Origin of the sequence: Kaistella jeonii (assembly GCF_000812865.1) — a bacterium.
Classification (GTDB): Bacteria; Bacteroidota; Bacteroidia; order Flavobacteriales; family Weeksellaceae; genus Kaistella; species Kaistella jeonii.
Window position 1 is genome coordinate 442,087 of record NZ_JSYL01000002.1, and the last position, 15,298, is coordinate 457,384.

Consider the following 15,298-nt stretch of genomic DNA (forward strand, 5'->3'; position numbering starts at 1 on the left):
AGTTTTGTTTTATCAGTGAAAAATACATCGCCAGTTCACAGAATATAACAATCAAGGTAAATGTTCTACATTCTTTAATGTCTCCGACTAATCAAAAATCACGATTTTTTTTATTCTACAATGTAGGAAATAAATTGACAGGTTTGAAAATTTCAGAATTTGCTTAAACTTTTACCAAATAACAGTTCAATTTATAAAACAATTTCAGCTCGTAATAATATTTGAAGCTGCTTAAAAAAATTATAAAAAAAAATCCCTCAACAAAGTTGAGGGACATAGATTTCAATAAATAAAAATTTATTTCTTCAATTTAGTTGTAGGCAACGTCACTTCGCCTGGATCTTTCCAAACACCGTCTTTTTCTGCTCTTTTTTTAATGTTCTGCGCTCTTTTTTCGCTATCAGGATGCGAGCTCATCATCTTTTGAAAAGAAGTAGCTTTTGCGCTTCCACCCAATAAAGCTAATTTTTTGAAAGCAGTATAAGCTCCAACTACGTTGTAGCCATGCTTTTTCATAAAGTCATAAGAATAATCATCGGCCTGACTTTCCTGTTTCTTGCTGTGTTTAGCATCTAAAATACTGTTGGCAAATTCACCCAACTGGCTTTGACTCAATGCTTCAATTTTTCCGGATGATGCAGAAGCAGCATCCATCGCAGCGGCACGAAGATAAGCGCTCTTCACAGCATCTTTTGAATCTTCATTTTTTACGTGACCAATTTCGTGACCGATGATCGCCAATAATTCGTCGTCAGTCATGATATCCATAAGGGAAGAAAATACCCTAACACTTCCATCAGCACAAGCAAAAGCGTTGATATCTGAAACTAAATAAACTTTGTAATTTAAAGGAAGACCATCTTCATTTTGATGTTTTGCGAATAACTTTTTCAAGCGGATCGAGTAAGGATCTTTCGCTCCCGCCACTTTATTATGAGTGTCCATGTAGGCAACTCCTTCTTTCGCTAATTTTTGAGCATCAGCATTAGAAAATGAAAGTGCGCTTACTCCTTTTGAAGCAGCTTTAGTCATTTTCCCCAGGTTGATCTGAGCACTTACACTTAAAGTTGCTGCAACTAAAAATACAGTAGATAAAATTTTTTTCATATGATTTTTTTATAATTTAACTTCCAATAAAAATAGGAAAAATTATTGAATTTTTGACCGAATGATGAACTGTTGCGAAAACTTAATGTTAAACTTTGCCGTTTACAGTTGAATAAAATCTCTACTTAACTGGCCTCTTGACTTTTACAGAAACACTAATTTTTATTTTTGTGAGAATTTTACCTAAAAAGATTTAAACAAAAAATTCCCTCAGCAAAAAACTGAAGGAATCTATATTTTAAAAACGATAACTTTTACAATTGTGGTCCTGCTGCAACTAATTTTTTAGCTTCGTCATTATCGCAATACTGCTCGAAGTTTTTGATATAACGTGCTGCCAAATCTTTTGCTTTCACTTCCCATTCAGATGCGTTTGCATAAGTTGATCTTGGATCCAGAATTCCTTCTGAAACATTTGGTAATGCTGTTGGGATCTCTAAATTCATTACAGGAATTGTAATTTTATCTGCAGTGTCAATTGATCCGTCGATAATTGCATCGATAATTGCACGAGTATCTTTCAAAGAAATTCTTTTTCCTGTTCCGTTCCAACCGGTGTTAACCAAATAAGCTTTTGCACCATGTTCTTTCATTTTTCCGATTAATGTTTTTGAATACATTGTTGGGTGCAACGATAAGAAAGCTTCCCCAAAAGCTGGCGAGAATGATGGTTCCGGTTCTGTAATCCCTCTTTCTGTTCCGGCCAATTTTGAGGTATATCCGCAAAGGAAATGATATTGCGCCTGATCTTCATTAAGAAGAGAAACTGGAGGCAAAACTCCAAAAGCATCTGCTGATAAATAAACTATTTTTTTCGCATGTCCCGCTTTTGAAGGCAAAACAATTTTGTTGATAAAATAGATTGGATAAGAAACTCTAGTATTTTCTGTAATCGACTTATCGGTATAATCTGCTTCACCATATTCATTAACTACCACATTTTCCAACAAAGAATCTCTTCTGATCGCATTGAAAATATCGGGTTCTTTATCTTCAGAAAGATCGATCACTTTTGCATAACAACCACCTTCAAAATTGAAAACGCCATTGTCGTCCCAACCGTGTTCATCATCACCAATTAAATATCTTTTTGGATCTGCAGAAAGTGTGGTTTTGCCGGTTCCGGATAAACCGAAAAATAAAGCAACATCGCCGTCTTCACCTACATTTGCAGAACAGTGCATTGAAGCCATTCCTCTTAGTGGAAGGTAATAATTCATCATAGAGAACATTCCTTTCTTCATTTCGCCACCGTACCAAGTTCCGCCAATAATTTGCATTCTTTGCGTCAAATCAAACATTACAAAATTTTCAGAATTTAAACCTTGTTCTTTCCAATTTGGATTGGTTGTTTTAGAACCATTCATAACTATGAAATCAGGCTCTCCAAAAGTTTCTAGTTCAAAGTTAGAAGGACGGATAAACATGTTGGTAACAAAATGCGCTTGCCAAGCAACTTCCATAATAAAACGAACTTTCAGTCTTGTGTCTGGATTTGTACCACAAAAGGCATCAACGACATATATTTTTTTCGATGAAGACAACTGCTTCAAAACCAATTTTTTACAACTTTCAAAAATCTCTGCTGTCGTTGGTAAATTCACCTTTCCGTCCCAATGAATGGTATCTTTGCTTACATCATCTTTTACAATAAAACGATCCTTCGGTGAACGACCTGTAAATACGCCGGTTTTCACAGCAACTGCACCAGATTCTGTTATTGCGCCTTTTTCAAAACCTAAGTTTTTAGGAGACATTTCCGCCTTAAACAATTCTTCGTATGTGGGATTGTAAGCTACTTCTTCATATCCTGTGATTCCTAGATTGTGGAGTTGTTGGATGATTTTGATGTTCTTCATAACGTCTTAATATTTCTGAGTTTTATTATATTGCAAAATTAATGATTAATGAGCACTAACCATGTTTTAAAAATAATGATATTCATCAGAATCTGCAAGTAATAATTAAAATAAGAACAAATTGATTATCAATCAATTAATTGAGCGTAGGTAAAAATGGTCGCAAAATCCTTTCCCCGAAAATAGTCTTCGAAACCGGGAAATTTACAACTCATGATAAAATCGCCACCCCAAGCTCCGAGACTTTTAACAAAAGAAGGGCAGTTTTCGAAATATTTTTCGCTCACTGTTTCGATACCGAGGAAAAGACTGAGTTTTTTTTCGTGAAGATTCATTAATTCAGAAAAATCTTCTAAATTTCGCGCTTCAAGAACATCACGCGTAATCTGCGAAAATTCTTGAATCAACTCCAGCGATTTCTCTTTGGACCGATAAAGATTAATTCCTTCCCGACTGTTTTGTTTTTGGTTCAGATGAATGAAAATCAGATCCTTTTTGAAAGATGGATTGAAATCAACTTTCTGAACTATTCTTTCCGGTAAATTTTGATAAACAATTGTAGATCTTTCCTGCGCAACCGCAATGTCATAACCACTTCCACCCAAGCAAGTTTCGTTAAGATTGAAAGCATCAATTTCTGCCCATTGAGCCAAATTATTCATTAAAGTTGAGCTGCTTCCCAAACCAAAATTAGAAGGAAATTGTAAGTTGGTCGTTATAGCGTAAGATGAATTTTGTTGAAACTGCACTTTTGAAAGTTCTTTCACTTTCATTAAAACCTTTAAAATAAATTCCGCAGAATCAGGAATATTCGTGGATACAATTATTTCTTTTTTGTAATCAATTTTAATTTCCAACCAGGGTTGATGTTGATGAAGAGCGGTCCAGTAAATTAAAGATTCACCGTCCTCAATTTCCTCAAAAAAAAACTCCTGGCCCCATTTTGTTGGGATAGCAAGAGCTGAAGCGCCGTCGAGAACGACATATTCTGAAGTGAGCAATAATTTTCCCGGTGAAAAAATTCTACCCGCCATTTTTTAATTTGCTGAAGAAGTAGTCACTTCGGAATTGATTTTTTTGATCAAACCCTGTAAAGTTTTTCCAGGACCAACTTCTATAAAATTTGTTGCACCGTCTTTGATCATATTCTGCACAGATTGTGTCCATTTTACGGGACCTGTCAACTGTTTGATCAAATTCATCTTTATTTCTTCGGGATCCAACACTGCGGTGGTCGTGATATTCTGATAAACAGGGATCATCGCTTTCCGGAATTTTGTATTTTGTATTGCAGCCGATAATTTCTCTTGAGCAGGTTGCATTAAGGGAGAATGAAACGCACCATTTACAGGAAGCATCAAAGCTCGCTTTGCACCCGCTTCTTTTAATTTTTCACAAGCCATTTCTACAGCGGCAGTTTCGCCGGAAATCACCAATTGTCCGGGACAGTTATAATTTGCAGGCACAACGATTCCTTCGATCTGTGCACAGATTTCTTCTACTTTTTCATCGGGAAGACCGAGAATCGCTGCCATCGAACTTGGATTAGCATCACAAGCTTCCTGCATGGCTTTAGCACGAGCAGAAACCAATCGCAAACCATCTTCGAAGGACAAAACGCCATTTGCTACCAAAGCTGAAAATTCTCCTAAAGAATGTCCTGCTACCATTTCAGCTCCTAAACCGTTAACTGTTTTTAAAACTGCAACAGAATGGATAAAAATGGATGGTTGGGTAACTTCAGTTTTCTTTAAATCTTCGTCTGTTCCTTTGAACATTAAAGAAACGATATCGAAACCTAAAATTTCATTGGCTGATTCCATTAAATCTTTTACATCTTTCCGGGAATCGTATAATTCTTTTCCCATCCCCACAAATTGTGAACCTTGCCCAGGAAATACTAGTGCTTTCATATCTATTTTTTAGAACAGTTTAATTTTTCGGGCGACAGAATAATTTTCCGTTCATCCCTGAATGCTTTATTCAGTAATAAATACTGCAAATTTTAAAGCATCATTTCGATAAAATTTAATTAGGAACTAATCGCACAACGCGGTATCCTTTGTTGACATAAGCGCCAGATTTGGTTTTTTCAAATTCGAATTTAGTTGCTAACTGCGTCTGCACTTTATTCATCTGTTTGAAAATTTCACCCTTTTTATTTTCGCGGCTTAACATATCATTTACAACATCAAAACCGATCACCGCATATTTAGAAGGAGTTTTGCAGTATTTCTTTTTAAAATCCGCTAAAATTTCTTTCTCGAAATCGCCGTCAGTGTTGATCTTTCTATCCATTAAATAAACCAAATTCGCCTGACTGAGTTCATCTACTTTCTTCTCAAAAACCGGAGAATAAGACATGCTAAAGGCTTTTAAATTTTCAACTTCTTTGGATAAAGCGATCATTTTATTTGCAAAAGCATCTCCGGCAGAATCGCTGTCATCAACCAAAATTGCAATTACAGGAGCACTTTTGCCCGTCATCATATTTTTATCCAACTGAATATCCTGCGAAGAATTTACCATTACGACTACAGAATTCTTTAATTCCTTCTCAAGTCTGTTTTTCAAATAAGTCGCTTTGCTTTTGTCAGCATCGGCAACGATATATATTTTTTGATCGGAGTAAACATCTTTCACTTCCTTTACAATACGGTCTGAATAAACCGCATCATTGGTCTCAACAAGGATTAAATTATCATATTTCAGTAACTCATCAGAATTTGCAAAAGGCGCAACGACAGGAATCTTCGTGTCTTTTACATAGTCCAAAACCTGTAAAACGCTTGACTTAAAAAATGGACCAATGATTAGATCGGTATTTTTCGCATTGATTTGAACTAAAGAATTTTTGAAACTGGCTTCGTTGCCCGCATCAATCACTATCACATCTAATTTCTGACCTTTCGCTGCATTCCTTTCAATAGCCAATTTAGCACCTGCAAGAAAATCAAGAGACATCGTTCTGTATTTTGAATCATTGGTATCAAAACCAAATGGCAACATAATTACCACATTTAGCATGTCGCCAGATTTTTTAATGTACGCGGCACTTAACTTTTTGATTTTCAAAACCATTCCTGATTTCAATCCTTGAGAAAGGTTCGGATTCAGTGTTAATAAATCATCCAGCGTGATTCCGAATTTATTTAAGATCCCGAAAACTGTATCTCCGTTTGCAACAGTATAAGTCACATAATCATCGGAAGAAGAAATATCAGAATACGTATTTGTAGAAACTGGATTTGAAACTTCAGTCGTTTTTGGTTCACTGGATACAACAGCAGCAACTGTTTTGCTTCCTCCTTTAATTTTAATGAATTCGCCCGGCTGTAAACCTTTCGCTTCCAAACCTGGGTTCAATGCAAAGAGATCAGCTTGTGAAAGATTGAACTTTCGGCTTAATTTATAGTAATTGTCTTTCGCCTGAATTTCGTAAGAATCTTCATTTGAAACTTGAGCAACTTTTTCTTTCTCTACTAGAATTTCTGGTTTTACAGGAGTTTGAGTTTTTTTCGCAACTTCAGTTTTCACTTCTATTGGCGATACAGCAACAGCTTGATTTCCACCAAACTTTTTAATACTTTCTGCTGGTAAAGTTACTTCATCACCAATTTTCATGTGCGAATCTAGTTCTGGATTGAGTCTTCTTAGCTCCGTTTCTGAAATTTGATACTGTTTCGTAATTCCGTAAATCGTCTGTTTCGGTTGAAGAACAATTTTACCTAGTTTCCCACTTGCAGAAGAAGGAGTCAAAACCACTTTTTCTGTTGAGGCTGCTTTTTCAGTCTTACCACTTTTACTGATGACTAAAACTTCGCCCAGCGCAAGATTTCCCCCTTTTACTTTTGGATTCAGCATCACCAATTCATCCATGGTCATGCCATATCTCTTAGAAATATTATAGGGATTATCGCCCTTCACAACGGTATGCGTTTTTTGAGCATAGACCGCTGATAAAGCGATTAAACTGGAGAATATGAAAAGTTTTTTGATCATGTTTTATAGTAAATAATTACAAAAATAGTGCTTTAAAATTAAATGGTAAAAATAATTAATTCCGAATTTTGCACGTCGATTCCATCATAACAATTTTGAAGCCATTCCTTTCCGAAATCTGCATAGAAAACAGAAAAATTATAAGATCTTTCCTGCCAGATTTTGCCCGGATGAATTTTTAAAAATAAATTTTCCAGCCTTTCAAGTTTTTCATTTTGCTTGATTTTCTCAGCGCGCAACAATCTTTTTTTCATTCGGTCAAATGATTTTAACTGTCGCGTTTTTTCTGCCCGAACCAAATTCCCAAAAGTTTTATCTGTTAAATTCGCACTTGCAGCCAAATCCTCAAAATGCTTTTCAAGAAAAGATTCATCTTTATTTAAAAGTGGAAGAATTTGATTGTTCTCCAGCAGAATTTCATTGGTAACGCTTGCAAAATTCCGAAAGAAGTCTTTAATTTCTAAACCGAAGTTCTTCGTTTTATCTAAAGTTTTCTCAGCTAAAAAGAGCATCGAATTTCTTGGGATCAAAATTGGAAAAGGCGTTTCGATTTTAGAAAAGTAATTTTTCAATTCTAACCAATACATGATTTCAGCATTTCCACCGATATAGGCGAGATTGGGCAAAATTGTTTCCTGATAAACAGGTCGCATTAAAGCGTTCGGACTAAATCTTTCCGGATGATTTTCCAGTTCTGCTAAAATTTCTTCCTGTGTAAAGGAATTATCGGTGTCAACAATATGAAATTGACCGTCAACAAATTCAATTCTATTTCGAGTTTCGGTGAGATAAAACAAATTAATTTCCCGCGGGTTGACCTGTACTTTTCCGTAATTTTCTGTTAGATAAGCTACGGTTTCTTTCGTGGTCTCAATTAAATCCTGTTGAAGCAATTCATTTTTAAAAATCGCTTTCATCTCAGTCTTTAACAACGTGTTATCGCCATCTAGAATCAATAAACCGTAATCTGCAAACAATTCCTGCACCAGAATTCTCGTTGCCTGAGAAAGAGAATTTCCTTTTTTGTAGGCTCTTTTCAAAAGCAAGATCAATTCAGTTCCAAAAACAGAATCTTTAAATTCATTCTCAAATTCCGAAATAAAGAAATCGTCTTCAAAAACTATATTTCCTACGACGCCGCCAGCTTTTGCCTGCGTTTCGTAGTAATGATTTTCCGTCTTAAAATGGTTGATCTCTTCAAAATCATGATCTTCAGAAGCCATCCAAAAAATTGGAAACGTTTTTCTTTTCGGAAATTTTTCATTTAAAAATTCCGCCAGTTTGATGGTTTGCAAAATTTTATAAATAAAGAAAACGGGACCGGAAAATAGATTTAACTGATGACCGGTTGTCACAGTAAAAGTATTTTCTTCCTGAATCAATTTTAAATTCAATTCCTGTTTTTCAGATAACTGAAATCCTGAATGTTGTTCTTGTAAAACCTCTGATAGAACCTTTCTATTTTCTACTGAAAAAGACTGGTCCTTTAATTGAAACTGTTTTTCAATATTTTTTAAATCAAAAGTACTTTCTTCAAAACCTGGGATTTTCTGCAATAGAAAATCTTTGATGAGTACTGGAATACTTTCAATGTCTAAAAAGGAAATGTTTGCAATTTTTTTCAAAATAATTAAGAGAATAAATACCAAACTATTCCAATGTTTACGCGGAAATCGTAGATAGGATAATTGGGTGCGGTGAAAGATTTGTTCTTCATGAAAGTAGTGTTCAAATGTTGTGCCTCTATAAAAAAGAACATTCGCTTCACTTTCATATTAAAATAAACATCGGCAATCGGCTGACCACCAATATCATAAGAATTCGAATTAAGCAATATAAACTCATTCAGAATCGGGAAATATTCTCGGGACGCAAATTTGGTAAAATAATACACTTTTACACCAGCTTGAATTTCTGCAGCTTTCTTAAAGGCTTTGGTTTGATAAAAGAGGTTGGCTCTACCGATAAAATTGGGCATCGGTAAAAGATTTTTATTATTGATGGCACTTTGAAAAAGCACTTTTGGATTCAAATGAAATTTACCGTAAGAAAAAGTCGCTTCCCCACCGATCTGGGAAATATTGAGCGACGCATTACTTTGTCGCGGAAGTGCATTTGCATCGAGATAGGTATAATTATCGATGCGGAAATAGTTTGCGGAAAGCTTGCTTTGAAACCATTTTAAATTGACGTCTCCACCAATCTGAGTTGTCGTTTCATTTTTTGGATTCTCCAGATAAAAATTATATTTTCTGTAAACAGACGGATTCATCAACAAGTTAAAACTTGGCGAGGCACTTTGAAAATTCACTTTCGCATTGACGAAATAATCTTTGATAGGTTCAAATTTCAGTAAATTCTGAGAACGGATATAACTTCCGAAAGCTTTACCACTGGAAATTTCGAGGTTTGAATTGACTTCTACTTTATCCCATAATTTAACTAATAAATTTCCGACGGCGCCGACTCGATTTTCAGAAAGTTCTTGCGGAATATTTAAGTAAGCCGGTAAAGCGTCTCCAATCCCCAGTTTAATTATTTGATAACGAACACCTGCATCAAGTTTGAAATTTTCTTTATCAAAAAGAACACTTACGGTATTGCTGAGATTTTCGGAATATTTTTTTGAAGAGTACGGATAATCGATTAAATCTGACTGACTGTTAAAATAATAAGGTTCGAGGGAATTTTGGGTGTAGTAATATTTATTTCCCTGATGAAAAATGGTATGCCGAATTTTAAACGGGAATTTCTCCGAGGCAAACGGTCGGAATTGCTGACTGAAATAATATCTTCGGTAAGCAAAGCGCGAATCTGAGGTTGTAAGATTAACGGGTAGATTTAGACGGTTGTTAAAATTACTGCTGCCATTGAGAAAAAGATCAATATCTGAAACACCACCATTTTCCTGATTGTTTATATTTTGATGAATATAATGGGCGTAAGCTTCATACTTTTTGTTTTCCGAAAGATAATGTCCGGAAAAGATCACGTTGTTGCTCGATGCAAGTGAATACTGATAAAAACCGAGAGAACGAAGTCCCATATATTCTACGGCAAAGTTAAAATTCTTACCAACATTCTGGGTATAGGTCGTCTGTAAAGTGGCACCACTGCTGTAAGCATTATGATAAATAAAACTTGTGGTTGGGGTTTTCACATCGTAATATTTAATATCGTTGATGCCCAAAATAAAAGAAGACTTTCTGGTCGGAAGTAGGGAAAGATTTTGTTCTGTATTGACCTCAAAAACTAGATCCTGAAATCCTGATCCCGTATTGCCAAACTGAATTTTACCGAAATTATCTCTATTATTATATTGGGAAAAGATAAATGTTTTATCGGGCGTGAAAGCGGTATCGAATATTTTCTTTTCGGAGAACTGGGTTTTAAAGGTGTAATCGTAAATCGTCGGTTTAAAGATCTGGAGAGAATCTTTTTTTCCCGAATCGATGACTAGAGTATCTTGAGGTTTAACTCTGTTGGAATCGGTCTTGTTCAGGACCTGCGCCTTGAAAAAATAACCGCAGAATAAAAGACAAAGAAGGATATATTTCATCGGTTGAATGCTCGTTTTTTTTTGGTCTGATGGAACGCCTTTAATTTTCAGTTTATAATACGATCGATGTTTGCGTTTCATTAATTTACTTTGGAGTACAAATGTAAGAAATATGAGTAAATAAAAAATGAGGCTTTTAAAATCGATAAGCGAGGTCTTCTGTAATAAAAAAAGGACTGTAATTTTACAATTACAGTCCTCAGATAATTATCTATGCAGGATTTTAATTATATCCTGGATATTGTGTTAAGTTTTTATTACTGTTCAAAGCCGTTTGTGCAACTGGGAAAACGAAAAGTTTGTCTGTTGCCGCAAGATCACAAACTGTACAGTTTGAAGGTCTAGCTAACGGTAAGTTATAGCGTTTCAAATCTAAGAATCTTTGACCTTCGCCATAAAACTCCTTGCTTCTTTCTGCTAAGATATCTGCAAGAATATCTGTTCCTGTGTACGTAGAACCTTTTCTAGATAAAGCAAATTGATTCAATTCGATTAGCGCCTGACCATCTTGACCGGTTAAATGCAATGCTTCAATCCTGTTAAGATATGCTTCAGAGAATCTCAAAATCTTGATATTTCTTAAGTAACGCCCTTCAGTGGAAATTTGAGGATATTTATTTGTCCAGTACCCTCTTGGAGTATCCGTAGATAAAAGTGGAGCACCAACTTGCGTTAATAAACTTGCCACCGATCCCGGTCCTTTACGGATATCATTTGCGCCAAAACTGCCATAAAACGTTTGATTAAATAAGAAACATTTTTTAGGATCTACCCGGCTGTAATAACCTGGTAGTGAAATATTAGCACCGATACCATTTACTCTTTGGGTATCTGGTGTTAAATCAAGTTCCCAAACAGTCTCCGGTTGTTGTTCTGCAACTGTATCGTCGATAGCAGAATAGTAAGAAGTGTAAGTTGCTTCCGGAACTACAGATCCGGTGCCAAAAGTACCAGACTCACTGATTGCTGCGTCTCTAACTTCTGTAGCCAATTGCAACGCTAATGCTGCGTCTCCCGAAGCTTTTCGTGTTAAATATACTTTAGACAGCAATAGCTTCGCAGCGGTTTTACTTAAGGTCAAACGGTTTCCCGCATCATCAGCATTAAGTATTCCATCTTTTAAATCTGCAATAATCTGATCATAAACCTTCGCAACAGTAGCTCTTGCAGGCTGGAGCGTTGCATCATAATTTGTTAAAACTAAAGGCACGCCATAATCCTGATTTAGACCAGAAGCTGGTGACGCAGAAAAATAATTTAGTAAGGTAAAATAAGCAAGTCCCCTCAAAGTTTTTGCTTCTCCTTTCATTCTTATCACATTTGGACTGCTTGCTACGACCTCATTATTAATGACCAAGTTGCAATTTGCAATTACTGCATATAAACCATCGTAAAAACCACCAAGATCACCCTGTTGTGAAGAATTGTAGTTAAAATTATAGGTATTTAAAAACGAAGGGTTAGAGTTAACGAACATTTTATCCCCCATAAGGTCACCAAAAACCATGGCTTTAACACCTAATATATTTGCAGATGAAATAGTAAGATATCCTCCATTTAAGAGTTGTTGTAACTTAAGTTCTGTGCCGATATTACCAATTTCGTCTAAATTGGGAGGGAATAATTCTAAATCTCTGTCACTACACGCGTTCGATGTAAATAAAAGAGTTAATGTGGATATAATTAAAAAATATTTTTTCATTTTAATTTATTTTTTATTGTTAAAAACCTATTTGGATACCAAAGGACATTGTTCTGATTACTGGTGAAGAATACCAGTATCTTCCTTTTCCTACCCAAGACCAAGAATTTGATGTAGATTCTGGATCATAGTTTAGTTCTTTATCAAAAGCATAGGTTAAAAGGTTTGTACCTCGAACATACACAGTAAAATTGGTGATTCCTGTAGCATTTTTAAATACTTCACCGAATGAATAAGCTAGTCTTGCTTCTTTCAATCTAATATGATCCCCTTTGTTAAGGAATCTGGAAGATTCTAGTCTTGATTCACTTGGGTTATTCAATAAAGCTTTTGGATTATCTGCATTGAAGTTTTCAGCTCCCGGAGCATCGGTCCAACTGTTATAAAGTGCCTCTGCAATTTGATTTCTGTTAGGGAATCTACCATCGTGAATGGTGTAAGAATGCACTCCGTTTTGAACCAAGAAGTCAAACTGACCTGAAATTAAAAAACTTAAAGTTAAATTCTTGTACTTGAATTCATTGGTCAAACCAACGTTGTAAGTAGGAAAAGCATTTTTGCCTAACCAAGCTTTTTCAGCTTTGGTCTTAACATTTGTTACAGCGGTTTGTGACCCATCTGTGTACCAAAGACCGTCTCCTGCTTTAATGTTGTTTGCGGCATCATCTGCTTTCGCAACTCCTGCCCATAACCAAGTATAGTATTCACCTAAAAGATGACCAGGTGCTAAAGCCACTAATTCATTACTTGAATCTGATGTACCTCCTGCAAATTCATATCGGTCAACATTTAATTTTTCAACTACTGATTTTCCGTAAGAACCATTTGCATTAATAGACCATCTGAAATTATCATTTTGAATAGGAACCGCGTCAATAACGATCTCGAAACCTCTGTTTCTAATGTCTCCTACGTTTGCAAAAAATTCACTAGGCCCTCCCGTTTCAGCTGCAGGAAATGCGTAGAATATTGCTTTTTTTGTTAATTTGTCATAGTAATCCATGGAAAACTTTAATCGGTCATTGAAGAAACCGAAATCAGCACCGATATCTAAATGTCCTGACTGTTCCCATTCCAATGAAGAGTTACCTGGATTAGAGATTCCTGCGTAACCGCCATTTCCACCATATCCGATTTGAGAGTTGTATCCCAATGTTGCATAAGCATCATACTGAGAACCCCACTGATCTGCGTAAGGAATATTTCCTAACACGCCATAACTTGCGCGTAAGGTTAGGGAAGAAAATGCTTTTGGTGCAAAAGATTCATTGAACACGTTCCATGAAGTTCCTACTGACCAGAAATTCCCCCATTTTTGGTCTCCAAGCGTGGAGTTACCATCTCTTCTGATTTGTCCTGATAAGGTATATTTACTATCAAGTGTATAATTTAATCTTCCAAAATAGGAGATCTGTCTCCAGGCAAGGTCACTATTTGTAGTAATTACTTTATCTGCAAACTGAAAATATTGTCTAGGATCATTCATCGTAAGAGAGAATGCATAGAGATTATTATAACTGTGATCCTGATATTCCATACCTGCATAAGCCTGAACATTATGAATACCATTGAATATATTTCGGTAGCTCAAAGTATTCGACCAGTTCCAATCTAGAATGGTAGTACGTGCATCACCAAAAAATCCTTGATCTTCGGTCATTCCGATGTAAACAGGATGCCCTTTTAATCCAAATTGTCTTTCCGTCATAAATTGCGCCTGCAATCCGAAAAGGGAATTAAAATAGAAATTTTTGATAAACTGATAATCCATATTCACCGATCCAATGAAGGAGTTGATAACGGATCTTTGACCTGTTTCCTGTAAGATGGAAACTGGGTTAAAACCTGCTGTCATTTCATTAGCATCTTTCTCCCAACTGTCTTGATTAAAAACGCCGTTTTTGTAAACGGAACGGAACGGAGAAAGCATGATCGTAGAAGTTACTGGATTTGCAGAAGCTCTACCACCAAAATAGGTATTTCTAATGATGTTGGAATAATTTAAATTTAAACCAAATTTTAATTTATCAGAAGCTTTATGGTCAATGGCTGTATTTATACTCAACCGGTCGAAGCCAGATGATTTAACCAAAGGACTATTTTGATAATAAGAACCCCCGATTCTGAAAGAAGTATTTGCACCGCCGCCGCTTACTCCAAAGTTATAAGTATTTACGACAGAAGAAACCCTGTTTACTTCTTTGGACCAATTGGTATACTCTCTAGATTTTTTGATCGGTTCATCATCTGGAATATAGTTATCCAAATAATATTGTGTTGCTTCCTCTAATGTATTGAAAGTTTGCGCAATACCTTTACCACCTTGTGAATTCCACATTAAGATTCCACCATATTTCAGGTACTCATCACCGGTCATCAATTTCATTTTATCAAAAGCACGATCCTGAACCCCGGTTTCCGTAGAGAATTCAAATTTTGTCTTCTGATTATATTTCCCTTTCTTAGTCGTAATCAAGATTACCCCATTTGCACCTCTAGAACCATATAATGCAGTAGCAGAAGCATCTTTTAAAACAGATACATTTTCAATTGCATTTGGATCTATCGAAGCCAGCGGATTCCAAGATTCCATCATGGATGCATTATCTGAACCTTTTCCTACAACAACTCCATCAATTACATATAATGGATTTGGTGTACCGATAAGTGAACTTACACCACGGATGGTAATCATATTTGAAGAACCTGGATCTCCACTGGCAGAAGAAAAGTTAAGACCAGCAACTCTGCCGTTCAAAACCTCATCTACAGAGGAAAATGGCGTAGATTCAAAATTAGCTTTAGAAACCACATTATAGGCACCCACTTTTTGAGCAGGGTCCAATTTAATTCCTCCAATTAATACAACTTCTTCAATTTCTTTAGTTTTAGTTGTAGTATCACTTCTTTTTGCTTTTTGAGCCATTACAGATTGTCCTGCGAAAAACAATACTCCAATGGTTAAAACTCGTAATTTTACATACATATTAACATTATTTAATATTTTAATGTCGCAAATATGTTAATTTTATTTAACATATACAAGTTAAAATTTTCAATTAGGCTATA

At 35.7% G+C, this 15,298-nt stretch carries 9 protein-coding genes; all 9 read right to left on the reverse strand.

The features are described from left to right. Positions 1-297: 297 nt before the first annotated feature. The 9 genes from OA86_RS04695 to OA86_RS04735 all read right to left on the reverse strand — a co-directional run bounded on the left by OA86_RS04695 (position 298) and on the right by OA86_RS04735 (position 15,215). Positions 298-1,107 carry a M48 family metallopeptidase gene (locus tag OA86_RS04695; RefSeq protein WP_039349580.1) on the reverse strand — a complete coding sequence of 270 codons (810 nt, stop codon included), beginning with the start codon at positions 1,105-1,107 and terminating at the stop codon, positions 298-300. A 254-nt stretch (positions 1,108-1,361) separates the two neighbouring features. Beyond that, positions 1,362-2,966: a phosphoenolpyruvate carboxykinase (ATP) gene (gene pckA, locus OA86_RS04700; protein ID WP_039349581.1), complete on the reverse strand. Its 1,605-nt coding sequence runs from the start codon at positions 2,964-2,966 to the stop codon at positions 1,362-1,364. Between the two features lie 128 nt (positions 2,967-3,094). Then, positions 3,095-4,000: a GYDIA family GHMP kinase gene (locus tag OA86_RS04705; RefSeq protein ID WP_039349582.1), complete on the reverse strand. Its 906-nt coding sequence runs from the start codon at positions 3,998-4,000 to the stop codon at positions 3,095-3,097. A 3-nt stretch (positions 4,001-4,003) separates the two neighbouring features. Then, positions 4,004-4,879, reverse strand: coding sequence for an ACP S-malonyltransferase (fabD, locus tag OA86_RS04710; RefSeq protein WP_039349584.1), 876 nt, complete (start codon positions 4,877-4,879; stop codon positions 4,004-4,006). A 115-nt stretch (positions 4,880-4,994) separates the two neighbouring features. After that, a complete protein-coding gene (locus OA86_RS04715) occupies positions 4,995-6,968 on the reverse strand; it encodes a LysM peptidoglycan-binding domain-containing protein (protein ID WP_126340455.1) in 1,974 nt (657 codons plus the stop codon). A 38-nt stretch (positions 6,969-7,006) separates the two neighbouring features. Next, positions 7,007-8,593, reverse strand: a complete 1,587-nt coding sequence (gene bshC / locus OA86_RS04720; RefSeq protein ID WP_039350477.1) for a bacillithiol biosynthesis cysteine-adding enzyme BshC — start codon at positions 8,591-8,593, stop codon at positions 7,007-7,009. Positions 8,594-8,598: 5 nt separating this feature from the next. Further along, positions 8,599-10,608 (reverse strand): putative porin, encoded by a 2,010-nt coding sequence (locus OA86_RS04725; protein WP_311316316.1) that lies wholly within the window; start codon positions 10,606-10,608, stop codon positions 8,599-8,601. Positions 10,609-10,750: 142 nt separating this feature from the next. Further along, positions 10,751-12,229 carry a RagB/SusD family nutrient uptake outer membrane protein gene (locus OA86_RS04730; protein ID WP_039349586.1) on the reverse strand — a complete coding sequence of 493 codons (1,479 nt, stop codon included), beginning with the start codon at positions 12,227-12,229 and terminating at the stop codon, positions 10,751-10,753. A 19-nt stretch (positions 12,230-12,248) separates the two neighbouring features. After that, positions 12,249-15,215 carry a SusC/RagA family TonB-linked outer membrane protein gene (locus OA86_RS04735; protein WP_052257387.1) on the reverse strand — a complete coding sequence of 989 codons (2,967 nt, stop codon included), beginning with the start codon at positions 15,213-15,215 and terminating at the stop codon, positions 12,249-12,251. Between the last annotated feature and the right edge of the window lie 83 nt (positions 15,216-15,298).